Origin of the sequence: Micromonospora sp. NPDC007230 (genome assembly GCF_042869115.1) — a bacterium.
Taxonomy (GTDB): domain Bacteria; phylum Actinomycetota; class Actinomycetes; order Mycobacteriales; family Micromonosporaceae; genus Micromonospora.
In genome coordinates this window covers 596,044-618,609 of sequence record NZ_JBIAFE010000001.1, presented here as the reverse complement: position 1 = coordinate 618,609, position 22,566 = coordinate 596,044, and the positions used below count along the sequence as shown (strand labels likewise).

Sequence of the window (22,566 nt, the reverse complement as noted above, 5' to 3'; positions counted from 1 at the left end):
GGATTCTGTTGCCCGGGTGTGACAGGCGGCGAGCGGATTTCGGCCGGCTCCGCGTCCGGCAGAGCCGGTCGGTGAGCAAGAACACGCTGTCTGACATGCTGGCCCGGTGACCGTGACCTGGCGCCACCTGCCCGCACCGGCCCGCGAGATCGCCGCGGCCTGCACCGAGGCGGTGGCCACCGCCCGCGAGCGGGACGCCGAGGCGTACCGGCCGGCGGTGGAACGGCTGGCCGCCGCCGACCGGGCCGGCCTGGTGCTCGGCGGGGTGGTCCGGCTGCTGCTGGAGCAGACCCACCCGGACGGGCTGGACGGGGACGACGTGCGCCAGGTGCTGGAGCGCTGCGCCCGGTCCACCGCGCCGTGGTGGGCCGACGTCGACCCGCACGTGCTGCTGGTCCTGCTGGCGAGCGCCCTCGGCGTGTACGAACCCGGCGACGACGACGCGCCACCCGACCCGGCCGCGGTCGCCCGGCACGCGCCGTTGCTCGTCGCCGACCTGCTGGCCGCCACCGACCGGCCGCTGGCGGACTACCTGGCCGCCGCGTTCACCGAGGTCGCGCGCACCGAGCTGCACGACTGACGGCGGCGGGACGGAACGCTCAGGGGCTGGCCGCCAGGAAGACGAACGCGGCGAGCAGCACCAGGTGCACCCCGCCCTGGAGCACGGTCGCCCGGCCCGGCACCACGGTGAGTACGCCGGTCACGGCGGTGAGCGCGAGCAGCGTCAACTGCGTGCCGCCGAGGCCCAGCAGCAGCGGCCCCTCCAACCAGATCGAGGCCAGCGCTATGGCCGGGATGGTCAGTCCGATGCTGGCCATCGCCGAGCCGAGGGCCAGATTGAGGCTGATCTGGACCCGGTCCCGCCGGGCGGCCCGGGCCGCGGCGAGGGTCTCCGGCAGCAGCACCAGCAGGGCGATCACCACCCCGACGAACGCCTGCGGCAGGTTGGCCGCCGAGACACCCGCCTCGATCGCCGGAGAGATTATCTTCGCGTTGCCGACCACCGCGACCAGCGCCACCAGCAGCAGCACCAGGCTGGCCAGCGCGGTACGGGCCGACGGCGGGTCCGCGTGCCCGTCGCCGTCGGCGTCGACGGCCAGGATGCTGCCCTCGTGGGTGACCGGGAGGAAGTAGTCGCGGTGCCGGCCGGTCTGCACCAGCACGAAGAGGCCGTAGAGGGCGAGCGACGCCACCGCCGCGAAGGTGAGCTGCGCGGGGGAGAACTGCGGGCCCGGCCGGCTGGTGGTGAAGGTGGGCACCACCAGGCTGAGGGTGGCGAGCGTGGCCACGGTGGCGAGGGCCCCACCGGTGCCCTCCGGGTTGAAGACCGCGACCCGGTGACGTAGCGCGCCGATCAGCAGGGACAGGCCGAGGATCCCGTTGCAGGTGATCATCACGGCGGCGAAGACGGTGTCCCTGGCCAGCGCCTGCGTCTTCTCCCCGCCGCTGATCATGAGGGTGACGATCAGTCCGACTTCGATCACCGTGACCGCCACGGCGAGAAGCAGCGAGCCCAACGGCTCCCCCACCTTGTGCGCCACGACCTCCGCGTGGTGCACGGCGGCCAGGACCGCACCGGCCAGCAGCGCGGCCACCACCGCGATCAACGGGCCGGGCAGCTGGCGGCCCCAGGCGGCCGCGAGCACCAGGACCGCGATCAGGGGTACGAGGGTGGTCCAGTCGGTCAGGCGGGAGCGGATGAGGCCGGGCATGCCACCAACCTTGCCAGGAAAATTGATCATCTGCCCGTGGGCAGGATCGCGTCCTCGGCCGCCGGGCCGAGGACAGATATGCATCAGGGCCCCTCCGTGGAAGGGCCCTGATGCATTTACCTCTGGTCGGGGTGGCCGGATTTGAACCGACGACCTCTTCGTCCCGAACGAAGCGCGCTACCAAACTGCGCCACACCCCGAGGCGTGCCGACAAATAGTAGCCCACCCGCTCCGATGGTCAAACTCGGTACCCCCACCCCGGGCGCAGGCCGGTCAGCGGGAGATCAGCGTCAGCACGCTCGCCTCGGGCGGGCAGGCGAACCGTACCGGCGCGGTGGGGTGCGTACCGAGGCCCGCGGAGACGTGCAGCCAGGAGTCCGAGCCGGGCCAGCGGTGCAGCCCGCGGGCCATCGAGCGGGGCAGGCCGCAGTTGGTCACCAGCGCGCCGTAGCCGGGCACGCAGACCTGGCCGCCGTGGGTGTGGCCGGCCAGCAGCAGCCCGAAGCCGTCGGCGGCCATCCGGTCGAGCACGGCCGGCTCGGGGGAGTGGCTGAGGGCGATGGAGAGCGTCGTCCCGGAGCTGACCGGGCCAGCCACCGCGTCGTAGTCGTCCCGCTCGACGTGCGGGTCGTCCACGCCGGCCAGCTCGATCTCCCGGCCGCCCGCCTTCAGGGTGGTCCGCGCGTTGTTGAGGTCCACCCAGCCGGCGCCGGTGAACACGTCGCGCAGTTCCTCGTACGGCAGCGGCACGCCCTCGGTGTACTCGCGGTCGGGCAGGAAGTAGGTGAACGGGTTCTTCCAGACCGGCCCGGTGTAGTCGTTGGAGCCGAAGACGAAGGCGCCGGGCAGGTCGAGCAGCGGTTGCAGGGCCCGCAGCACGCCGGGGACGGCGTCGGGGTGCGCCATGTTGTCCCCGGTGACCACCACCAGGTCGGGGTCGAGGGCGGCCAGCGAGGCCACCCAGTCCTGCTTGCGCCGCTGGTTGGGCATCATGTGGAGGTCCGACAGGTGCAGCACGCGCAGCGGCTCGGCGTCGGTCGGAAGCACCGGTACGTCGTACCGCCGCAGGGTGAACAGGTTGCGCTCGACGAGGGACGCGTACGCCAGGGTGGCCGCGCCGGCGGCGACGGTCCCGGCGGCGAGCCGGAATAGTGTGCGCTTTCGCATGCCGTTCAGGGTAGTTTGACCGTCCATGAGCACGCTGAAGGATCGCCTCACCGCCGACATGCGCGCCGCCCTGAAGGCGCGCGACGAGCTGACCACCTCCACCCTGCGGATGGCCCTCGCGGCCGTGGGCAACGCCGAGGTCGCCGGCAAGGAAAAGCGCGAGCTCAGCGACGACGAGGTCCTCGCGGTGCTGACCAAGGAGGCGAAGAAGCGGCGCGAGGCGGCCACGGCCTTCGCCGACGCGGGCCGCACCGAGCAGGCCGGCAAGGAGACCGCCGAGGGTGAGGTGCTGGAGCGCTATCTGCCGAAGCAGCTCTCCGACGCCGAGCTGACCGAGCTGGTCACCGGGGCGCTCGCCGCGGGCGGCTTCACCGGCAAGGCGCAGATGGGCCCGGCCATGAAGGCGGCCCAGGCGGCCGTGGCCGGCCGGGCCGAGGGCGGCCGGGTCGCCGCCGAGGTACGCCGACAGCTCGGTCTCTGACGAACGACGAAGCGGGCGGGCATCCGACCAGGGTGCCCGCCCGCTTCGTCGTTGGCCGGGTCAGCCGCGCGGTCGCGGCCCCCGGCCGTTGCCGTTGCCGGCCGGCGGGACCGTCGGGCCGCCGGTGCCGGGCTTCGGCTGGCCGGAGCTGACCTCGATCATCACCACGCCGCCCTTGATGGTGCGCCCGTCCGGGCTGGTGCCGGCGGCGGTGCCCGCCGGGCACTCCGACGGGCTCGGGTTGCTGGAGACCACCGGGTCGAAGCCGGCGCCGCGCAGCCGCGACTTGGCGGCATCGATCGACTGGCACTTCACATTGGGGATGGAGCGCTGGTCGCCCTTGATGATCTTCCCGCTCGGCGGGGTGAACTCCTTCCGCTCCTTGCCCTTCATGGCGTCCCGCAGCGTCTCGGTCACCGCGGGGTTGATGCCGTTGAGTTCCTTGTGGCCCATCTTCTGGTTGGTCTGCGGCCAGTCGGGGTCGGCCATGATGCCCGCCACCGCGTACTGCTTCGTCATCGCGACCAGTGCGGAGGTCTTGTCCGAGTCGGTGGTGCCGGACTTGCCCGCGACCGGCGCTTTGACGATGCGGTGGACCTCGCCTGCGGTGGCGGTCTTGCACTCAGTGGTCGAGGAGCGGTCACCCACCGGGCAGCGGGCGGCGTCCACGGCGGCCCGGGCCACCTGGGTGTCGATCCGCTGCTCGCAGCGCGGGTTGGCGATGTCCAGCTTGTCGCCGTCCGGGTCGCGGATCTCCTCGACCGGGATCGGCTCGCAGTACTTGCCGTCGGCGGCCAGGGTGGCGTACGCGTTGGCCAGTTCCAGTGGCGTGGTCTGCGAGACACCCAGGCTGAACGCACCCCACTGGTGCGCGTCCGCGGCGAGCTTGGCGTCGTCGGAGGAGCGGAAGGTGATGCCGAGCTTCTCGGCGGCCTTCACCACGTTCTCCGCGCCGACCTGCTGCTGGAGCGGGATGAAGTAGGTGTTGACCGAGGAGCCGAACGCGCTCCACATGTTGTGCACGCCGGCCATCGACTTCGAGGCGTTCTGTGGGCAGTAGAAGTGCGTGCCGGGGCAGGCCGCCGGCGAGCCCTGCTTGATGATGTAGTCGGACTTGAACTGCTGCTGCGCGTTGATGGTGTAGCTGAGCGGGATGCCCTTCTCCAGGGCCGCCACCAGCGTGAAGATCTTGAAGGTCGAGCCGGCCTGGTAGCCGTTGGCGCCACCGCCGCCGGTGATCAGCGGGTTGACCGTGTTCGGGTAGGTGCCCCGGATCTTCTTCTTGGCCTTCTTCGGGTCGCTGGAGATCTTGTTCTGCGGATTCGTCGGATCATCGAGCTTGAAGTTGCGGTTGACCGCGACGGCACGGACCTTGCCGCTGCCGGGCTCGACCACCGCCACCATCCGGGCGGCCTTGCTGTTCACGCTCAGGTGGTTGCGGACCGCCTTGTCGGCGGCCTTCTGCGCCTGCACGTCCAGGCTGGTCCTGATGGTGTAGCCGCCGCTCTTCAGCCGGCGCTCGCGGTCGTACGTGGTGGCGCCGAACGTCTCCTGCTGCATCCACCAGCGGTAGAAGTAGTCGCAGAAGAAGCCCCAGCTCTGCGTGTTGGCGGCGACGCAGCCGTTCGGAGCGCGCTTGTCCTTGACCACCAGCTTGATCTTCTTGGCCTCGTCGGCCTGCGCCTGGGTGATGGCGCCGATCTGCACCATGTTCTGGATGACGTAGTCGCGCCGTCCGACCGCCTCCGTGTAGCCGGACTTGGTGGTGGGGTCGAACGCGGTCGGCGCCTTCACCAGGCCGGCCAGCAGCGCCGACTCCTGGATGTCGAGCTTGCTCGGCGGCTTGCCGAAGTAGGTCTGGCTCGCGGCGAAGATGCCGTACGCGCCGTTGCCGAAGGCGGCGATGTTCAGGTAGCGCTCCAGGATCTCGTCCTTGGAGAACTCCTTGTCGACCTGCATGGCCAGCGACATCTCGCGCAGCTTGCGGGCGCTGGTGTCCTCGGTCGCGGCGACCACGTCGGCCGGGTGCGTGGCCGAGTACGAGATGGCCAGCCGGACGTACTGCATGGTCAGGGTGGACGCACCCTGCCGGGAGTTGACCCCGGAGCTGTTGTTGACGAACGCGCGGGCGACGCCGTTGAGGTCGACGCCGTTGTGCTTGTAGAAGTTGTGGTCCTCGGCCGCGATGATGGCCTTCTGCATGTAGGGCGAGACGTCCTTGAGCTTGACCTCCTTGCGGTACTCGTCATACATCGCGGCCAACGGGGTCTTGCCATCCGCGGCGACCAGATAGCTGGCCTGCGGGGACCGGGCCACAGTCAGTTCCTTGGGCAGCGCGCCAAAGGTCTCGGCCCCCGCCTTGGCGGCCAGTCCGGACATCGCCACTGCGGGGAAGGCCGCCGCCGCGACCACCACGCCGGCCAACAGGCCACAGATGAGTAGCGATGCGGCGTTGGTCAGCACATTGTGGTCACGTTTCCGCATCCAGGTCACCTCGACAGGGTACGCGAGTAGGGAATGAGGGGCGCGCGGGGAACTTTCCCCATTTCCAGCACGCGCCGGCCTCGTTGTGCTAAACGCACGAACCCTGGCGGGTGGTTGCGTGGACCCGCAGAAGTCTCCCCCGAAAGGGGGAGCCGCGCAGCGTTTTCACGTACTCGGGTGGGGTAGACGGCGGGCGAGAGCCCGGGAAGCCGGGAGTGTCCGGAATGATGGATTTCGCCGACAACGTTGCGTAATCAGGTGACTACACAGCATGATGGTTGGCGGCGACAGAGCCGCATGTCGTCCGTGCCGCCTTGGGGAGGCAGGCCGGACGACCGGGGGGAGTTCGACGGCTGGTCGCGTGACGTCGGTAGGTACTGCAAGGGGGGACGTTTACACATGGGCATGATCACTGACTGGCCGTCACTGGCGGCGTGTCAGAACGGTGACCCGGATGCGTTGTTCGTACAGGGCGCTGAACAGAACGTGGCGAAGCGGATCTGCCGGAGCTGCCCCGTGCGGTACGAGTGCCTGGCCGACGCGCTCGACAACCGGATCGAGTTCGGGGTGTGGGGTGGCATGACCGAACGCGAACGCCGGGCGTTGCTGCGCCGCCACCCGCAGGTGACCAGTTGGCGGAAGATGTTCGAGGCGGCCATGAAGAAGAACGCCAAGGAGAAGGCCGGCAAGGACAAGGTCCTGGTGACCACCGCGAACTGACCGCCGCGCCGTCCGGCCCGTCGGTCACCGCGGCTCACCGTTGGCTGATCGCCTCGCCGATCGTCCGCAGCCCGTCGACGTCGTGCACGTCGGCGGGCTGCGCCGTCACCGACACCGTCGGCACGGCCGGGAACGCCTCGGTGAACCGGGCCGCCACCCGCTGCTCGCGTACCGCCTGCTGGGCCAGCGCCGCGTGGGCCCGCAACACCTCGACGGTGCCCTCGTGCCCGCCGGCCTCCTCCAGCCGGGCCGCGGCGGCCCGGCTGTCGGCCGCGCTGAGCTCCGGCACCGCCGGCCGGTGCACCCGGTTGAGTACCAGGCCGGCCAGCGGCATGTGCTCCTCGCGCAGCCGGCCCGCGAAGTAGGCGGCCTCCCGCACCGCGTCCGGCTCCGGCGCCGCGACCAGCAGGAACGCCGTCTCCCGTGCCTGCAGGATCCGGTACGTCTGCTCGGCCCGCTGCCGGAAACCGCCGAACATCGAGTCCAGCGCGGCGACGAAGCCGGAGAGGTCGGTGAGCAGCTGCGCCCCGAGCACCTTCTGCACGGCCTTGGAGAACATCCCGAAGCCGGCCGTCACGAAGCTGAACATGCTCCGCCCCCCGCTGCGGGCCGGGGCGAGCAGCAGCCGCAGCATCCGGCCGTCGAGGAACCGGGAGAGCCGGGCCGGCGCGTCCAGGAAGTCCAGCGCCGAACGGGACGGCGGGGTGTCCACCACGATCAGGTCCCACTCGCCCCGGGCGTGCAGCTGACCCAGCTTCTCCATCGCCATGTACTCCTGGGTACCGGCGAAGGTGGAGCTCATGGCCTGGTAGAAGGGGTTGGCGAAGATCTCCGCCGCCTTCGCCGGATCGGTGTGCTGGAGCACCACGTCGTCGAAGGTGCGCTTCATGTCGAGCATCATGGCGTGCAGCTCGCCGCCGCTGGCCTCGACGTCGATGCCCTTCACCTGGCGCGGGGTGTTGTCCAGTTCGGTCAGGCCGAGCGACTGGGCCAGCCGGCGGGCCGGGTCGATGGTGAGCACCACCGTCCGCCGGCCGTGCCGCTCGGCGGCCCGCAGCGCCAACGCGGCCGCCGTGGTGGTCTTGCCCACTCCGCCCGCCCCGCAGCACACCACGATCCGTACGCCGGGGTCGGCGAGGATCTGGTCGACGTCCAGGGGTGGCGCCGCGTCTTCGGAAGGCACCAATCGAGCGTATCGGTCTTCCGGGCCTCTCTGCTCCGTGCCGGCCGCAGGTGTGAGTCAATCCGCCCGGACGAGCGCCTCGGCCAGCGTCTCCAGTCCGGCCCGGTCGACCCCGTCGGGGAGCAGCGGCAGCTCGGTCAGGGGCAGCCCCAACTCCACCAGGTCGCCCCGGAGCGAGTCCTCCAGCTCCCGGCGTACCTGCTGGTCGCGCGCCTCGCCGGTGAGGGCCGCGACGGTGCGCGCGTCGGTCGGCAGGCCGGCGGCCGCCAGCCCCCGCTTCAGCTCGGCGGAGGTCACCGCGCGGCCGGTCGGCACCGGCGGCCGGGCGCCGTTGACGATCACCCGGCCGACCGGGAAGCCCAGCTGGGTCAGCTCGGCGATCGCGTCGACCGTCTCCTGGACTGGCATCTCCTCGAGCAGTGTCACCACGTGCACCGCCGCCATGGGCGAGCGGAGCAGCACGGCGACCCCCTCGCTCTGGGTCTTGATCGGGCCGACCTTGGCCAGCCGGGCGGTCTCCGCGGTGACGTTGAGGAAGCGGCCGATCCGCCCGGTCGGCGGCGCGTCCAGCACCACCGCGTCGTACGCCCGGCGCTGGCCGTTGGTGCGGGTGGTCGCCTCCTTCACCTTGCCGGTGAGCAGCACGTCCCGCAGGCCCGGGGCGATGGTGGTGGCGAAGTCGATGGCGCCGAACTTGCGCAGCGCCCGGCCGGCCGCGCCGAGCTTGTAGAACATGTCCAGGTACTCGAGGAGCGCCTCCTCGGCGTCCACCGCCAGGGCCCGCACCTCGCCGCCGCCCCGGGCGTCGGTCAGGTGCCGCTCCTCGTAGGGCAGCGGATCGGTGCCGAAGAGCTGGGCGATGCCCTGCCGCCCCTCCACCTCGACCAGCAGGGTGCGCCGGCCGCCGGCGGCCAGCCCGAGGGCCAGCGCCGCGGCCACGCTGGTCTTGCCCGTACCGCCCTTCCCGGTCACCACGTGCAGGCGGGCCGGCCATGCGGTGCCGGCCGGTTCGGCCGGGTGCTCAGCTGCTGCCACCCGTTGAGCTTAGAGCGCGTGCCGGCCGCCCGGCTCAGCCGACCTCGCAGACCCACCAACCCGTCTTCTGCACCACGGTGAAGCGCAACTCCTGGTCGGCGACCTTCTCGTCGGAGGTGGTCATGGTGACCTTGGTGGTCACCGTCGCCCGCTCCCCGGTCTGGTTGTCCACCTTCGGCGTGGTCCAGCGGAACCGGGGGTTCTGGTACTGCGTCGCGTACTTCCGCACCTCGGCGACCTTGGCGGCGATCTTCTTGTCGTCCCGCGCGGCGGAGCAGACGAAGGTGGCCGCCTTCCGGGCGTCCTGGTCCTTGTAGACAGCGGTGAGGAAGCCGTCCACGGCGACCGCCGGCTCCTTCGCGCCCTTCCCCTCCTCGGCTTTGCGCAGAGTCAGGAACGCGGCGGTGCCGCCACCGCCACAGAGCAGGATCGCCGCGGCCAGCACGATCGAGGTGATCAGCAGCCCGCGCCGCTTCTTCGGAGCCGCCGGCGCCGGCGGTGGCGGGTAGCCGGGCGCCGGCGCGGGGAACGCCCCCGGGCCCGGCGGGGGGTACGCCCCGGAAGCGGGCGGGGGGTAGGCCGCAGGGGGCGGCGCGGGGAATGCCCCGGGGGCCGGCGGGGGGTACGGCGGCGCGGGGAATGCCCCGGGGGGCGGCGGGGGGTACGCCGCCCCGGGAGGCGGCGCGGCGCCGGCGGGCGGCTCCTGGTGGGACGGACCGCCGGGAGAACCGGCGGCGCCACCGATGGGCGGTTGGGTCATGTCATCCCCCGGGGTGCGGCGCGCCGCCGCCCCAGGCGGCGGACACGTGGACCAGCGTGGCGGGCGAGCGCTGGCGCCCGTCCAGATCGGAAGGGTAGCGGTCGATGGGCGCCTTGCCTGCCCCGCGTACCGGCCCGTCGCCCGCACGAGCGGGTCGGAGGCGGTCCTGCCGTCGCATTCCGGTCGAGAGATGTGTCGCATATGTGACTGAACGTGATCGCGCCTGCGCGTCCCGTTGCTGGGACTGCCATCAGGTCCTACGTTCGTCGCGACGCGGGACCGGAGCGGCGGTGGGTCCGAGCCGGATGGTGCTGACGGTGAGCAGGTACGACGCCCGGAGGATCGCATGCGCGACGCGGAGAACACCCCTCGAGCCCAGTTCGTCCCCGCTGACCGGGTGGGGCGGCCCGGTGATGCCGACGCGATCGGTCTGGCGCTGCCGTTCAACGAGCGGTCGTACCGCCACCCGGTTGAGGCGCTCCGCACGCTGGTCCGGTCAGGCGACCGGGTTCGGGACGAGGAGGAGCCCGGGTACGTCATCCACCTGCCGGTCCGGGTCGCCGACCTGGCGGCGGCCACCGCGCTCGCCGGCACCGTGGCCACCTCGCTCGGCTTCCTCAGCGAACTGGACGCCGGTGAGACGACGGTCTCCACGGCGGACGACCAGAACAACCGGCACCGCGTCTTCTGCGACCTGCCGCTGCCCGACCGGTCCCGTTGCCCCCAGCCGTACGAGCACGAGGGCCCCTGTGGCGAGCCGCCCTCGACGCCGGGGCAACGTCCGGCGTCCCGCTGACACCGTCGGCCCGTAGGCTGTGCCTGACGAATCCACGCCAGGCAAGGGAGCCTTTACCTGATGCAGAAGTGGGAATACGCCACGGTCCCGCTGCTGGTCCATGCGACCAAGCAGATCCTCGACAACTGGGGCGAGGATGGCTGGGAGCTGGTCTCCGTGGTTCCCGGCCCGAACCCGGAGCAGCTGGTCGCCTACCTCAAGCGGCCGAAGGCGTGACCGGCATGGCGAACGGACCGCACGCGAAGCTCGCTGAACTCGGCCTGAGCCTGCCCGAGGTGGTGCCGCCGGTGGCCAGCTACGTGCCGGCCGTCCAGTCCGGGCAGCACGTCTATGTCTCCGGCCAGTTGCCGATGGCGGAGGGCAAGCTGCTCGCCACCGGCAAGGTCGGCAACGGCGTCTCCGCCGACCAGGCGAAGGACCTGGCGCAGCGGTGCGCGCTGAACGCCATCGCCGCGATCGACTCGCTGGTCGGGCTGGAGAACGTGGTCAAGATCGTGAAGCTGACCGGCTTCGTGGCCAGCGCGCCGGGCTTCACCGGCCAGCCGGGCGTGATCAACGGTGCCTCCGACCTGTTCCTCGCGGTCTTCGGCGAGGCCGGCCGGCACGCCCGCAGCGCGGTCGGCGTCGCCGAGTTGCCGCTCGACGCCCCCGTCGAGGTCGAGGTCATCGTCGAGGTCGGCTGAGCCGCCGCTCACGCTCCATCCCCGTGATCTTGCTGGTTCCGGCCCAGCGAAAGCCGTGAACGACCACAAATCACAGGCCAGAGCTGCAAGATCGCGGGGAGCGGCGGGCGGGGTCGTACGATCGCTGCCATGGGCGGGCATGTGACCGGGGCGGCAGGTGCCCTCGCGGACGAGCTGCCGGGGTGGGTGACGCTGCTGCGCGCCCCGAACCCGGGGCCGATGACGCTCGACGGCACCAACACCTGGGTGCTGCGCGCCCCCGGCGCCGAGCACGCGGTCGTCGTCGATCCGGGCCCGGCCGACGAGGAGCACCTGGCCGCGATCGCGGCGCACGGGCCGGTCGGGTCCGTGCTGATCACCCACGGGCACCCGGACCACACCGAGGGGTCGGCCCAGCTGCACGAGCTGCTCGGCGGCGCGCCCGTCCGCGCCGCCGACCCGGCGCACACCATCGGCGGTGAGCCGCTGACCGGGCCCGTCGACGGCTCGGGCCTGGAGATCCGCCTGCTGGCCACCCCGGGACACACCGCCGACTCGGTCTGCTTCCTGGTCGAGCACGGCGACGAGCGGGTGGTCCTCACCGGCGACACCATCCTGGGTCGGGGCACCACCGTGGTCGCCCACCCTGACGGGCACCTCGGGGACTACCTGACCAGCCTGGAGCTGCTGTCGACGTACCGGGGGGTGCCGGCGCTGCCGGGGCACGGCCCGGCGCTGGCCGACTGCGGCGCGGCGGCCGACTTCTACCTCGCCCACCGCCGGGCCCGGCTCGACCAGGTCCGCGCGGCGGTCGCCGCGGGCGCCACCACCGCGCCCGAGGTGGTCGCCAAGGTGTACGCCGACGTCGACCGGTCGCTCTGGTGGGCCGCCGAGTGGTCGGTCCGCGCGCAGCTCGAGTACCTCGGAGTGGAGCAGCCGTGACCTGCCCGGTGTGCGGAACCGTCGCCGTACCCGGCGCGCGGTTCTGCCACAACTGCGGGGCTGCGCTGCCGGCCGCCGCGACGCTGCCCGCTGCCGAACGGCGGGTGGTCACCGTGCTCTTCGGCGACCTCTCCGACTTCACCTCCTGGTCCGAGGACCTCGACCCGGAACGGGTCGGCGCGGTGACCGACCGGGTGCTCGCCGCCCTCGCCGGCGCGGTCAAGACCTTCGGCGGCCACGTCGACAAGCTCACCGGCGACGGGATCATGGCGGTCTTCGGTGCGCCCGTCGCGCACGAGGACGACGCCGAGCGCGCGGTCCGGGCGGCGCTCTCCATGCAGCGGGCCGTCCGCCGGGTGCTCGACGACGAGCGGGGCGGCGGTGCGCCGCTCGGCCTGCGGGTCGGGCTGAACACCGGCGACGTGATCGCCGGCATCCAGGCGGCGATCGAATACACCGTCATCGGCGACACGGTGAACACCGCGGCCCGGCTCGCCGACGCCGCCGCGGTCGGTGCGGTCTACGCCGGTGGGCGGACCGCCGCCGCCACCCGGCACGTCGCCTCCTGGCGGGCGCTGCGCCCGCTGCGGCTCAAGGGCAAGCGCGAGCCGGTCGAGGCGTACGAGCTGCTGGGTCTCCTGGACGCGCCGGGCACCCGGTCCGGTCTCGGCGACGAGGCGCCCTTCGTGGGCCGGGAGACCGAGATCGGCCGGGTCGCCGGCCGGCTCGCCGAGGTGATCGACCGGGGCGAGCCCCGGGTGCTGCTGATGACCGCCGAGGCGGGGATCGGCAAGTCCCGGTTCGCCGCCGAGGTGGAACGCCTCGCCGCCGGCTACGACGTGGGCGCCGGCCGGTACGCCGCGCACACCGGTGCCCGGGTGCTCTCCGTACGCTGCGCCGCGTTCGGCGAGCGGCGTCGGCTCGCCCCGCTGGCCGATCTGGTCCGGGCCGCGGTCGGTCTGCCCAACGACGCCGCCACCGCGCTCACCCGTCCGGCCGTGGAGGAGCGGCTACGCCGGCTCGGCCAGCGGCTCGGCCGGCTCCCCGGCGACCTGCCCCCGCTCGCCGTCGACCAGCTCCTCGCGCTGCTCGGCTACGCCGAACTCCCGCCCGCCACCGGCAACGGCGAGTGGAACCCGGCCGCCCCGCCGCCGGACGCCGAGGCGGTGCCGAACGCGGTCACCGGCCTGCTCAGCGCGCTCGCGGTCGAGGCGCCACTGGTGATCGTGGTGGACGACCTGCACGACGCCACCGCCGAGACCGTCAACGCACTCGGCGTGACCCTCAACCGGCTCACCGGCCCGGTGCTGGTGCTGCTGCTCGGCCGCCCGGAGCTGGTGCGTACCGCCGGCGCGCTGACCCGGGTCGCGGACGCCGAGGTGCACGCGCTGCCGCCGCTGCGCGGTGCCGACGCGGCCCGACTGCTCACCAGCTATCTGGGGGGCGGGAAGCTGCCCCAGGCCGACGCCGACCGGCTGCTGGCCACCGCCCAGGGCAACCCGTTCTACCTGGCCGAGCTGGTCACCCTGCTGATGGAGCGGGGCGCGCTGACCGCGGGCGCGGACCGGGACGTTCCCGGTGGCTGGCGGCTGGCACCCGGCTCGCTGGGCAGCCGGCTGCTCTCCCGGGACCTGGCCGCCGTGCTCGCGGCGCGGATCGACGCGCTGCCGGTGGACGCCCGCTCGGTGCTGCGCGACGCGGCGGTGGTCGGCGACACCGTGCCGGCCGGCACCCTGGAGGCGCTCCGCGAGCAGCGCACCGGCCGGGACGGGCGCCCGGCGGCGGTGGTCGCGGTCGAGCTGGAGCGGGCCGTGGAGGAGTTGCTGCAGCGCCGGATGCTGCACCGCACCCGCACCGGCTTCGCCTTCGCCACCCCGCTGATGCGCGAGGCCGCGTACGCGGGGGTGAGCAAGGCGGAGCTGGCCGAGCGGCACGCGGCGCTGGCCCGCTGGGCCGCCCCGGAGAGCGCCGACGGCGCCGCCCTGCCCGGTGGGTTCAGCGAGGCGGCCCGGGACGACTTCGTGGCCGAACACGTGGCGCGGGCCGCTGCGCTCGCCGACGCGGTGAAGCTGCGCCCCGACGCACCGGCCCGCGCGGTGGCCCCGCTGGGCGTCGCCGCGCTCGGCCGGGCCGCCCGCCGCGCGCTGCGCTCCGGGGAGCCGGCCCTGGCCGTCGAGTACGCCGAGCGCGCCGCCGAGCTGGCCCGCGACGGCGTGCCGCTGGCCGACCAGGTGGTGCACGCCCGGGCCCTGCTCCAGGTCGGCCGCCCCCACGACGCGCTCGCCTTCGCGGAGAAGATCGCGGCCAACACCGGCGACGCGACCACCCGGGCCGGTGCCCTGCTGCTCGCCGGGCAGGCCCACCAGACCCTCGGCGATCAGGCCCGGACGGAACGCTGCTGGCAGGAGGCCCTTCAGGTGGCCACGGCGGCCGAGCTGCCGACGATGCGTGCCTCGGCGATGCGCCGGCTCGGCATGGCCGATTTCGTCGCCGGCCGGCTCGGCCAGGCGAGCAGCCGGCTGGCCGCCTCCTACCAGGTCAGCCTCGCCGCGAAGGACCCGCGCGGACAGGCCTGGTCGTTGCAGAACCTGGCCTGGGTGACCACCACCCGGGGCGACTTCGCCGGCACCGACGCGGTGCTCGGCCGGGCCGCCCGGCTCTTCGCCGAGCTGAAGGACCCGTACGGTCGGGCCTGGCTGCGCGGCACCACCGCGTTCGCCCGGCTGCTCGCCGGCCGGCTCCGGGAGGCCTGCCGGATGGCGCAGGTCTTTCTCCCGTTCGGCGAGCGGGTCGGCGAGGCGTGGGCGGTCGGCACGCTGCGCGCGGTCGAGGCGTACGCCACCGCGGAGTTGGGTGAGCTGGCCGAGGCGGACCGGGCGGCGCGGCGCGCGTACCGGGACTTCGCCGAGGTCGGCGACGACTGGGGGCAGGGCTTCGCCCTGGTGGTACGCGGTGTGGTGGCACGCGGGCTGGGCGAGCCGGAGCACGCCGCCGACCTGCTCACCGACGCCCTCGCGTACGCCGGCCGGACGTCGCACCCGCTGCTCACCGGGATGGCCGGCACGCTGCGCGGGTTCGTGGCGCTGGACCTGGGCGACTGGGAGACCGCCGAGCAGTCGGCCCGGTCGGTGCTCACCACGGTGGAGCCGCACAACCCGCAGGCCCCCGCCCAGGTGGCGCCCCGGGTGCTGCTCGCCCTGGCCCGGCTCGCCGACGACGATCCGGCGACCGCGGTGGGGCTGCTCGCCCCGGTCGCCACCGCCGCCGCCCACACCCCCTCGCTGCTCTTCTCCCGCCGCCAGACCATGGCCCGGTACGCCTCCGCGCTGCTCGCCCACGGCCAGCCGGTGCAGGCGCTGGACTGGGCGCAGCGGGCGGTCGCCGCCCCGGCCGAGGACGTTCGCAGCCAGGTGATCGGGGCCTGCGTGCTGGCCGAGACGCTGGCCGCGTGCGACCGCCCGGCCGAGGCGCTGGCCAGCGCCGAAGAGGCGGTACGCCTGGCGTACGCCACCGAGCAGCGCAGCGAGCGGGCGATCGCCGACGCGCTCCTCACCCGCCTGACCCCCTGACCCACCCCCCGCGCCGAGGTCCGCGCAGTTTCACGGAAAACGCGCCACGCCCGCTGTGAATCTGCCGCTACGTGTGGGGCGGTGCGGGCAGTTTTGGCGGTTTCGGGGATGTGGGCGGCGCGGGTGGCGGCTAGCCTCGGTGGCCGAGGAGGCCGCACACGTCGGCGGTCGTGGGTGGGGAGGACTCATGAGGCTGCCGCGCTCGGGCGCCGGCTGGACGATGGCGGTCTTCGGCGTGCTGGCGCTGCTCCTCGGCGCGCTCGGGCTGATCTGGCCGGAGGCGCAGCTGCGCATGCTCGGCTTCGAGGTGCCGGCCGAGCGGGCCCCGGGTGACTACACCGGCACGTTCCTCACCGCGTCCTCGATGGCCTCGTTCAACATGGGGGTCTACTACCTGCTCGCCGTCGCCACCGAGTGGCGGCCGTTCTACCGGTTCACGGTCTGGTTCCGGCTGGTCACGTTCACCGTCTTCAGCATCGCCGTGCTCTCCGACGTCGCCCCGGACCGGTTCTTCGGGGTGGCCGCCTGGGAGGGGCTGGGTGCGGTCGCGACCGCGGTCGGCCTCCGGTGGGACGCCCGGCGGGCGGCCGCCGCGGGCGGCCTGGACGACGACGCCGCCGGCTCCGGCCCCGTGCCGGCGGCCGACGCGGTGCGCTGAGCGACCCGACTGGTTGGGTATTTTCGAGTCGTGACCGAGACCCCGCCCGGTGCCCTGCGGCTGCCCATCGTGCCCGGTCTGACCGACTTGAGGGTCTTTGCCCGGGGTGGCTACGCCACCGTCTACCGGGCCACCCAGATCTCCGTGGGGCGCGAGGTCGCGGTCAAGGTGGAGAACCGCACGCTGGACAGCGAGCGGGACCAGGCACGCTTCCTGCGTGAGGCGCGGGCGGCCGGCAAGATGTCGTCGCATCCGCACGTGGTCGACCTCTTCGACGTCGGGGTCACCGTCGACCAGCATCCGTATCTGATCATGGAGCTCTGCGACGGGTCGTACGCGGAGCGGATGCGTACGTCGCCGCTGGGCGCGGTCGAGACGCGGGACCTGGGCGTCAAGATCGCCGATGCGCTCGCCCACTCGCACGCGGCCGGGGTGCTGCACCGGGACGTCAAGCCGGCCAACATCCTCTACTCCCACTTCAATCCGGCGGTGCTGGCCGATTTCGGGCTGGCGGTGCTGGCCGAGGTGCGGGACGCCTCGGTCACCCTGGAGGTGCTCACTCCGGCGTACGCGCCGCCGGAGATGTTCAACCACAGCCCGCCGACGCCCGCGGTCGACGTGTACGCGCTCTGCGCCACCCTCTACGCGGTGATGCACGGCCGGCCACCGCGCTGGCAGTCCGAGCGCAACCCGAGCCTGGTCACCGTGCTGGAGATGTTCCACCAGCCGATCCCCGGCCTGCCCGGGATTCCCGACGAGTTGATCGACGTGCTGCGGCTCGGCATGTCCAACGACCCGGGCGAGCGCCCGTCCGCCGTGGAGTTGGGCGGGATGCTCGCCGCCCTCCCGCTCGACCCGGGCGCCGCCCCGGTCAGCGGCGCCCCGATCTCCGCGTTTCCGGTCAGCGGTCCCGGCACCGGCCGGCCGTACACGGTGGGGCGCAGCGGCGGGCCGAGCCCGCGCCCGCCGGCGGACGACGCCCACCCGACCGTGCCCACGCCGGGCCGCCGGTGGCGGCGCCGCTGGTTCCTCGGCGGTGCGGGGGTCCTCGCGCTGGCCGCCTCGGCCGGCCTCGGGGCGTGGCTGGCCGGCGGCCCGCCCGTCCCGCTGGCGTCGCCCACGCCGGCGGTCAGCGGGGTCGTCGACGCGGGCAAGGTGCTGCCGGGCTGCGCGGCCGGCGGGGTGCGGCTGCCGGCGGGCGCCCGCTGTGCGTCCGAACTGGAGTGTTTCGGACCGGTACGGCTGCGCCGCGATCGGGCCGAGGCGGACCGGGTGTCGTGCGACGGCCAGCACACCTGGGAGACGTACGCCGAGGGTGATCTGCCGGCGACCCTGGCTGGGGCGGGCCACCACGCGGTCACCGCCGATCCCGCCGTCCGGCAGGTCTGCAATGTCAGCACCTTCCGCCTGGTCAGCGGCATCAACCAGGCGGCCGGGTGGAACCTGGAGGTGCTGCCGCCGTCCGACCAGGACGGGGACCGCACCTACCGTTGCCTGGCCGGGCAGGGCGTGAACGCGCTCGCCGTGCCGACCCTCACCGGTCGCTGAGCCCGTTCACCGTCCGATGTTCCCGGACCTCCCGGGGATCGAGCGCCTCCAGCGTGTCGGCGTCCACCGGGTGCCCACCGGGTGCCGGCGAGTCATCGGTCGGGGCGCCGTCGCCGCGGGCCTGCCGCGGGGCCTGCCGGGCGGCGGCCACCGCCACGCCGGCGATCATCCCGAGCACCACGCAGAGCAGGGCCAGGATCACCGACCGGATGCCCGCGGGGCGCCACACCACCAGCGTCACCAACGCCGCCACCGCCGCCAGGGACGCGACGAGGGCCTTCACCCGCGCATCGGGCTTCGGAAACGAACTCACCCGACAAGCATGACCCAAGACCACCCTCGCAAGAGGACGGCGGGAGCGATAAAAGCGTCGATCGAGAAAATTTCGTTACATCAATCGGCAATTTGTCGGTTCAGTCCGCGTTTGACGGGCGGCCTGCGTTGGCGGTGATCCCTAGAGTGACGGGGGTCGAGGTCACCTTGACAGATCCCGTTCCCCACCGGAAGGCAGCCACATGCCACGTGCAATCCGGTCCCTGACCGCAACAGGGATCGCCGGCATCGTCCTCGCCGGATCGGCGGTCACGCCCGCCGCGGCCGCCACGGCGCAGCCGGCCGCGTCCGACCGGACCAGCGCCGTCGAGGCGCGCCGGGTCGACCGCGTGCCGACGCCGAAGCTCGACTGGTACGCCTGCTACGGCTACGCCGAGTGCGCCACCGTCCGCCTGCCGCTGGACTACGACAACCCGAAGGGCGCCAGCACCGAGATCGCGGTGCTGCGGGTCAAGGCCCGCGACCAGCAGCACAAGATCGGCAGCCTCTTCCTCAACCCGGGTGGCCCGGGCGGCTCCGGCACCAGCATCGCGCTCGCCGCGCCGTACTTCCTCGGTGACAGCCTGCTCGACCGCTTCGACATCGTCGGCGTCGACCCGCGCGGCGTCGCCGCCAGCGACAACGTCAAATGCTTCCGCTCGGTCAAGGACCAGATGAAGGCGGGTGCCGGGCTGAACGTGGCCTTCCCGTGGACGAAGGCCGAGGAGAAGGCGTACATCGCCTCGTCCAAGGCGGTCGGCAAGGCCTGCTCGACCACCGGCAAGCCGCTCACCGGCGCGGCGTCCACCGCCGAGGTGGCCCGCGACATGGACGTGCTGCGCCGCGCGGTCGGCGACAAGAAGCTGACCTACCTGGGCTTCAGTTACGGCACGGCGCTGGGCCAGTACTACGCCAACATGTTCCCGGACCGGGTTCGCGCCCTCGTCATCGACGGAGTGCTCAACCCGAACGCCTGGGTCGGCCAGGGCAAGGCCCGCGACCAGCTGCAGGAGAGCCGGCTGCGCAGCGCCGACGGCGCTTACCGGGCGCTGCACGAGATCCTGGTCCGCTGCGCCAAGGCCGGCGTGGACAAGTGCGAGCTGGCGTCCTCCGGCGACCCGGTCGCCGCGTACGAGACGGTGGCGAAGCGGCTGCGCAAGAAGCCGGTGGTGATCGACGATCCGGACCAGGGCACGTTCACCATCAGCTACGCCGACTTCGTCGGCGCCAGCCTCAGCGCGCTGTACAGCCCGTACGGGTGGGCGGACATCGACGGGCTCACCAGCGAGCTGCTGGTGCTGACCGATCCGGGGTCGGCGTCGGCGGCCCGCCGGTCGCAGGCGCAGGCCGCGGTGGCCGAGCGCGCCACGCAGGCCCGGAAGCAGCGCGGCTACGACTTCCCGTACGACAACGGGCTGGAGACGTTCCTGACGGTGGACTGCACCGACGCGTACCACCCGAAGAGCGCCGACGCCTGGCCGGCGCTGGCCGCCAACGAGGACAAGCGGGCCCCGTACTTCGGGCGGACCTGGGCGTGGGCCACGTCGCCCTGCGCCCGCAACACCTGGACCGTGCGGGACGAGGACGCCTACACCGGCCCGTTCAACCGGCGCACCAGCGCCCCGGTGCTGGTGGTCGGCAACTACTGGGACCCGGCGACCAACTACCAGGGTGCGGTCAGCTCGGCGGCGCTACTGCCCAACAGCCGCCTGCTCAGCAGCGACAGCTGGGGCCACACCGCGTACGGCACCTCGGCCTGCGTGACCGGCGCCGTCGACGCGTACCTGGTGAAGGGGACGCTGCCGGCGAAGGGCTCCGTCTGCACCGGTGACGACCAGCCGTTCGTGGCCGCGCCGGAGACGCCGGACGCGCGGGCGACCGCGTCGAAGAGCGACCTCGCCCGGGCGGGCGCGCCGGGCCGGGGCGAGCCGAAGCGGCTCCCGCCGGTGGTCGCGCCGCTGCCTGCGGTCGGCACGCTGACCGTCCGCTGACGGACCCCCGGGGTACGGCGGGCGATCGGGCGCTCGCCGTACCCCGGGCCGTGGGCATCTGCGCGTCCGGCTGAAAGGATGACGTGATGTCGTCGCTCGCGATACCCCAGGTGACCTGTCTCGGCGGGCATCCGCGCGGGGCGGGCGAGACACCGGGGCTCACCGTGGTCCTCGACCGCACCGGCATCCGGCTACGCCGGCGGATCCGTCAGTTCCTGACCGTCGCCTGGCCCACGTTGCGCGGGCTGGACGTCCGAGCCCCCGGCCACCTCATGGCGTTGACTCACCTCCGCCTGGTGGTCGGCGGTGGTTCGCTCCTGGACCTGTCCCTGGACCACGGGGTGTGCCGGTTGTACGTCGACGGCGTCCCCGCCGAGGAACTGCGGGCGCGGCTCGCGGCGTGGGTGGCGGACGAGGCAGGGCCGCCCGAGCCCCTGCCCGCCATGCCCCCGCCGCCCCCGCGCACGGCGGGCGGTCCGCTCGACGTGGTCCGGGCGTCCCTCGACATCTGGCGTGCGGCCGGACTGGGCGCGGAGGCGGTCCGCGACCGTGCCACGCTGGCGTACCGGCTGAGCCTCGCCGAGGACCACCGCCGATGGGGACGGTTCACCGAGGCCATCGCCCTGCTTGCGCCCCTCGCCGCCGGGGCGGCGCAGGCGTTCGGCCCGGTCGACGAGGACACCCTGAAGGTCCGCAACGCGCTCGGTCAGGCGTACTTCGAAGCCGGGCAGGTCGACGACGGGCTGGACGTGTTGCGGGAGGTCGTGGCCGCCGCCGAGCAGCTGCACGGCAGCGACGGCGAACTGACCCTCGTCGTCCGGAACAACCTGGCGGTGGGTTACCAGCACGCCGGCCAGTACGCGCAGGCCATCGAGCTGCACACGGAGAACATCCGGCACAGCGAGCGGAGCCTCGGGCGGGACAGCCTCGGCACCATCGGCCGGCGCAACAACCTGGCCGCCACCCTTGCGCTGGCCGGGTACCGGAACCGGGCGATCGACCTGTACTGGACGGTGCTCGACTCGGTGCAGGAGATCGCCGGCGACCACAGCCTGGCGGTCAACGCCCGGCAGAACCTGGCCATCCTGCACAATCCGTCCTGGCAACCGTGACGGCCCGAGAGCCGCAGGTCAGGTGCGGGGCGGCGATGGCTCGGCGGATCTGGCCCGGCGGGCGTGCGGAACGACGCCGTCCTTGCGGACGATCGCGGTGAGCTGTTCGCCGACCTCCCGGGTGAGCCGGTCCGGACACGACAGTCCGAGCTGGACCGCCAACTCCCGGACGTACAGGTCGACGGCGGCTTCGACCAGGTCGGCGTACACGCTCACGGCGAGGCGGGCGCGGTACCGGGCAATGAGCAGGGTCGCCAGGCCGATGGCCAGGGCCGGCCACCAGAACGCCCCGAGGGCGGCGTACAGGACGCCCCAGCCGGCCAGCCGGGCCGCCGACGCGCACCGGTCCTGCACCGCCGTCAGTTCGCCGCGCGCCTCGACGGGGAGGAGCAGCCACAGTCGTGGCCACACGGCCGCGAGGTCGATCCCGTAGCTTCGGTGCACCCGTACGTCGGCGGCGTGCAGCCGGTCACCGACCCAGGTGGGTCGCGCCGGCTCCACGAGGCAGACCGCCGTGCGGCGGGCGATGGCCCGGCGGGCCCGGTCCCGCGCCGTTGGGTCGGCGGTGTCCGCGAGGAGCGCCCGCTCGGCCGCCACCACCTCGGCGTCCGCCCGCTCCCACCGGCGGCGGCGCCGGTCGGCGAGCCGGCGCAGCACCGGCACGGATCCGGTCAGGCTCCACGTCCACGAGACGAACACGCCCACCGACTGCGCGGTGAGCCCGGCCGCCGCCGCACCGAGCAGGAACGCGGCCGTGGTGATCAGCAGGGGCCCGCCGCGTCCACCGGCCAGCCCGGCAAACCAGACCGGCAGGATCCGGAGAGCCACGGCGTGCTGGTGGCCGAGGACGTGGGCCAGGACCACCGCGGCGGCGAACAGCGCCCCCGGCAGCATCAGCGCCACTGCCCACCGGGTCACCAGCTGCTTGCCCAACTCGGCCAGGAACGCGTTCACAACGTGGTCCGGCTCTCCACGAACGGCGTGCCGGTCAGGCCGCACACCGGCCGGTCGCCGTCGTCGATCGGGGCCTTCCTCGGGCACGGTCCCGGACTCGGACAGCCCCAGGCGAGGACCACCGGATGGCCGCCTCCGCCGAGCCACGGCTCGAACCCGCGTACGCCGGTGGTGAGCCCGTCGATGCCGTTGCGGGCGAATGCCCCGTCGAGCCGGTCGAGGTCCTCCTCCAGCTGCCCGTCCAGGCGTCCCTGGCCGACCGCGTCGACGATCCGGTCGAGCACGTCGGCGACGCCGTACCGCTCGGCATGCTCGCGCAACTGCCCGCCGGCCTGTCGGCACAGCCGACCGATGCGCTCCGGAACGATTTCCAAGGCCGCTCCCCGTACCCCGGTTGGGTGCTTCCGTTGTCACAGTAACGATCGCGGGAAGCCAGCACACCATTCCCGGACGGGGGTCGTGTTTCCGCTTCCGTCGACC

The 22,566-nt window shown here is 73.2% G+C and carries 21 protein-coding genes and 1 tRNA gene; 12 read left to right on the top strand and 10 right to left on the bottom strand.

Annotated elements, in window-relative coordinates; translation table 11 throughout:
* Positions 1–106 precede the first annotated feature (106 nt).
* Complete coding sequence (locus tag ACFYML_RS02990) at positions 107–580, top strand: hypothetical protein (RefSeq protein WP_387418965.1); 474 nt, start codon at positions 107–109, stop codon at positions 578–580.
* 19 nt (positions 581–599) lie between these two features.
* On the opposite strand, the gene ACFYML_RS02985 is transcribed toward ACFYML_RS02990, so the two are convergent.
* The 3 genes from ACFYML_RS02985 to ACFYML_RS02975 form a co-directional block, all read right to left on the bottom strand.
* Positions 600–1,712 carry a calcium:proton antiporter gene (locus tag ACFYML_RS02985; protein ID WP_387418964.1) on the bottom strand — a complete coding sequence of 371 codons (1,113 nt, stop codon included), beginning with the start codon at positions 1,710–1,712 and terminating at the stop codon, positions 600–602.
* Positions 1,713–1,835: 123 nt separating this feature from the next.
* Positions 1,836–1,912 (bottom strand) — tRNA-Pro (locus tag ACFYML_RS02980).
* Between the two features lie 73 nt (positions 1,913–1,985).
* On the bottom strand, positions 1,986–2,879 hold the full coding sequence (locus ACFYML_RS02975; protein ID WP_073837669.1) for a metallophosphoesterase: 894 nt from the start codon (positions 2,877–2,879) through the stop codon (positions 1,986–1,988).
* A 25-nt stretch (positions 2,880–2,904) separates the two neighbouring features.
* Here ACFYML_RS02975 and ACFYML_RS02970 point away from each other — a divergent pair, with 25 nt between their 5' ends.
* Positions 2,905–3,360 (top strand): GatB/YqeY domain-containing protein, encoded by a 456-nt coding sequence (locus ACFYML_RS02970; protein WP_073837670.1) that lies wholly within the window; start codon positions 2,905–2,907, stop codon positions 3,358–3,360.
* A 60-nt stretch (positions 3,361–3,420) separates the two neighbouring features.
* Here the strand turns inward: ACFYML_RS02970 and ACFYML_RS02965 are convergent, their stop codons facing one another.
* Positions 3,421–5,844 carry a transglycosylase domain-containing protein gene (locus ACFYML_RS02965; protein WP_387418963.1) on the bottom strand — a complete coding sequence of 808 codons (2,424 nt, stop codon included), beginning with the start codon at positions 5,842–5,844 and terminating at the stop codon, positions 3,421–3,423.
* A gap of 399 nt (positions 5,845–6,243) precedes the next feature.
* Between ACFYML_RS02965 and ACFYML_RS02960 the strand changes: the two genes are divergently transcribed.
* Entirely contained in the window at positions 6,244–6,564 is a 321-nt protein-coding gene (locus ACFYML_RS02960; RefSeq protein ID WP_046564004.1) for a WhiB family transcriptional regulator, read from the top strand.
* A gap of 34 nt (positions 6,565–6,598) precedes the next feature.
* Here the strand turns inward: ACFYML_RS02960 and ACFYML_RS02955 are convergent, their stop codons facing one another.
* The 3 genes from ACFYML_RS02955 to ACFYML_RS02945 are packed head-to-tail and all read right to left on the bottom strand — an operon-like array spanning position 6,599 to position 9,542.
* Positions 6,599–7,750 carry an ArsA family ATPase gene (locus ACFYML_RS02955; protein ID WP_387418962.1) on the bottom strand — a complete coding sequence of 384 codons (1,152 nt, stop codon included), beginning with the start codon at positions 7,748–7,750 and terminating at the stop codon, positions 6,599–6,601.
* 54 nt (positions 7,751–7,804) lie between these two features.
* Complete coding sequence (locus ACFYML_RS02950) at positions 7,805–8,782, bottom strand: ArsA-related P-loop ATPase (protein WP_357439407.1); 978 nt, start codon at positions 8,780–8,782, stop codon at positions 7,805–7,807.
* Between the two features lie 34 nt (positions 8,783–8,816).
* Positions 8,817–9,542: a hypothetical protein gene (locus tag ACFYML_RS02945; protein ID WP_387418961.1), complete on the bottom strand. Its 726-nt coding sequence runs from the start codon at positions 9,540–9,542 to the stop codon at positions 8,817–8,819.
* 346 nt (positions 9,543–9,888) lie between these two features.
* On the opposite strand from ACFYML_RS02945, the gene ACFYML_RS02940 reads away from it, so the two are divergent.
* The 7 genes from ACFYML_RS02940 to ACFYML_RS02910 all read left to right on the top strand — a co-directional run bounded on the left by ACFYML_RS02940 (position 9,889) and on the right by ACFYML_RS02910 (position 17,717).
* Positions 9,889–10,338, top strand: a complete 450-nt coding sequence (locus tag ACFYML_RS02940; RefSeq protein WP_387418960.1) for a hypothetical protein — start codon at positions 9,889–9,891, stop codon at positions 10,336–10,338.
* Positions 10,339–10,398: 60 nt separating this feature from the next.
* Positions 10,399–10,554 carry a DUF4177 domain-containing protein gene (locus tag ACFYML_RS02935; RefSeq protein ID WP_013736319.1) on the top strand — a complete coding sequence of 52 codons (156 nt, stop codon included), beginning with the start codon at positions 10,399–10,401 and terminating at the stop codon, positions 10,552–10,554.
* 5 nt (positions 10,555–10,559) lie between these two features.
* Positions 10,560–11,021, top strand: a complete 462-nt coding sequence (locus ACFYML_RS02930) for a RidA family protein (RefSeq protein WP_387418959.1) — start codon at positions 10,560–10,562, stop codon at positions 11,019–11,021.
* A gap of 129 nt (positions 11,022–11,150) precedes the next feature.
* The gene (locus ACFYML_RS02925; RefSeq protein ID WP_387418958.1) at positions 11,151–11,942 is read left to right on the top strand and encodes an MBL fold metallo-hydrolase; all 792 of its coding nucleotides are present in this window, start codon (positions 11,151–11,153) and stop codon (positions 11,940–11,942) included.
* The gene (locus ACFYML_RS02920; protein ID WP_387418957.1) at positions 11,939–15,511 is read left to right on the top strand and encodes an adenylate/guanylate cyclase domain-containing protein; all 3,573 of its coding nucleotides are present in this window, start codon (positions 11,939–11,941) and stop codon (positions 15,509–15,511) included. The genes ACFYML_RS02925 and ACFYML_RS02920 overlap by 4 nt, the downstream gene beginning before the upstream one ends.
* Positions 15,512–15,698: 187 nt before the next feature.
* On the top strand, positions 15,699–16,169 hold the full coding sequence (locus ACFYML_RS02915; protein ID WP_357439424.1) for a hypothetical protein: 471 nt from the start codon (positions 15,699–15,701) through the stop codon (positions 16,167–16,169).
* 30 nt (positions 16,170–16,199) lie between these two features.
* On the top strand, positions 16,200–17,717 hold the full coding sequence (locus ACFYML_RS02910) for a serine/threonine-protein kinase (RefSeq protein ID WP_387418956.1): 1,518 nt from the start codon (positions 16,200–16,202) through the stop codon (positions 17,715–17,717).
* On the opposite strand, the gene ACFYML_RS02905 is transcribed toward ACFYML_RS02910, so the two are convergent.
* Complete coding sequence (locus tag ACFYML_RS02905) at positions 17,704–18,030, bottom strand: hypothetical protein (RefSeq protein WP_387418955.1); 327 nt, start codon at positions 18,028–18,030, stop codon at positions 17,704–17,706. The two genes, ACFYML_RS02910 and ACFYML_RS02905, sit on opposite strands and share 14 nt — an antisense overlap.
* Positions 18,031–18,232: 202 nt before the next feature.
* Between ACFYML_RS02905 and ACFYML_RS02900 the strand changes: the two genes are divergently transcribed.
* Complete coding sequence (locus ACFYML_RS02900; RefSeq protein WP_387418954.1) at positions 18,233–20,020, top strand: alpha/beta hydrolase; 1,788 nt, start codon at positions 18,233–18,235, stop codon at positions 20,018–20,020.
* An 86-nt stretch (positions 20,021–20,106) separates the two neighbouring features.
* Positions 20,107–21,132 carry a tetratricopeptide repeat protein gene (locus tag ACFYML_RS02895; RefSeq protein ID WP_387418953.1) on the top strand — a complete coding sequence of 342 codons (1,026 nt, stop codon included), beginning with the start codon at positions 20,107–20,109 and terminating at the stop codon, positions 21,130–21,132.
* A gap of 18 nt (positions 21,133–21,150) precedes the next feature.
* Here ACFYML_RS02895 and ACFYML_RS02890 read toward each other — a convergent pair whose 3' ends face one another.
* Positions 21,151–22,086, bottom strand: a complete 936-nt coding sequence (locus tag ACFYML_RS02890; RefSeq protein ID WP_387418952.1) for a hypothetical protein — start codon at positions 22,084–22,086, stop codon at positions 21,151–21,153.
* On the bottom strand, positions 22,083–22,460 hold the full coding sequence (locus tag ACFYML_RS02885; protein WP_387418951.1) for a hypothetical protein: 378 nt from the start codon (positions 22,458–22,460) through the stop codon (positions 22,083–22,085). Before ACFYML_RS02885 ends, ACFYML_RS02890 begins: the two co-directional genes overlap by 4 nt.
* Positions 22,461–22,566: the final 106 nt, after the last annotated feature.

What these genes read in the sequence shown, in the direction of transcription:
- ACFYML_RS02985 (WP_387418964.1), bottom strand. Translation starts at nt 1,712, where the DNA reads ATGCCCGGCCTCATCCGCTCCCGCCTGACCGACTGGACCACCCTCGTA.
- ACFYML_RS02975 (WP_073837669.1), bottom strand. Translation starts at nt 2,879, where the DNA reads ATGCGAAAGCGCACACTATTCCGGCTCGCCGCCGGGACCGTCGCCGCC.
- ACFYML_RS02970 (WP_073837670.1), top strand. Translation starts at nt 2,905, where the DNA reads ATGAGCACGCTGAAGGATCGCCTCACCGCCGACATGCGCGCCGCCCTG.
- ACFYML_RS02965 (WP_387418963.1), bottom strand. Translation starts at nt 5,844, where the DNA reads ATGCGGAAACGTGACCACAATGTGCTGACCAACGCCGCATCGCTACTC.
- ACFYML_RS02960 (WP_046564004.1), top strand. Translation starts at nt 6,244, where the DNA reads ATGGGCATGATCACTGACTGGCCGTCACTGGCGGCGTGTCAGAACGGT.
- ACFYML_RS02945 (WP_387418961.1), bottom strand. Translation starts at nt 9,542, where the DNA reads ATGACCCAACCGCCCATCGGTGGCGCCGCCGGTTCTCCCGGCGGTCCG.
- ACFYML_RS02940 (WP_387418960.1), top strand. Translation starts at nt 9,889, where the DNA reads ATGCGCGACGCGGAGAACACCCCTCGAGCCCAGTTCGTCCCCGCTGAC.
- ACFYML_RS02935 (WP_013736319.1), top strand. Translation starts at nt 10,399, where the DNA reads ATGCAGAAGTGGGAATACGCCACGGTCCCGCTGCTGGTCCATGCGACC.
- ACFYML_RS02930 (WP_387418959.1), top strand. Translation starts at nt 10,560, where the DNA reads ATGGCGAACGGACCGCACGCGAAGCTCGCTGAACTCGGCCTGAGCCTG.
- ACFYML_RS02925 (WP_387418958.1), top strand. Translation starts at nt 11,151, where the DNA reads ATGGGCGGGCATGTGACCGGGGCGGCAGGTGCCCTCGCGGACGAGCTG.
- ACFYML_RS02915 (WP_357439424.1), top strand. Translation starts at nt 15,699, where the DNA reads ATGAGGCTGCCGCGCTCGGGCGCCGGCTGGACGATGGCGGTCTTCGGC.
- ACFYML_RS02900 (WP_387418954.1), top strand. Translation starts at nt 18,233, where the DNA reads ATGCCACGTGCAATCCGGTCCCTGACCGCAACAGGGATCGCCGGCATC.
- ACFYML_RS02895 (WP_387418953.1), top strand. Translation starts at nt 20,107, where the DNA reads ATGTCGTCGCTCGCGATACCCCAGGTGACCTGTCTCGGCGGGCATCCG.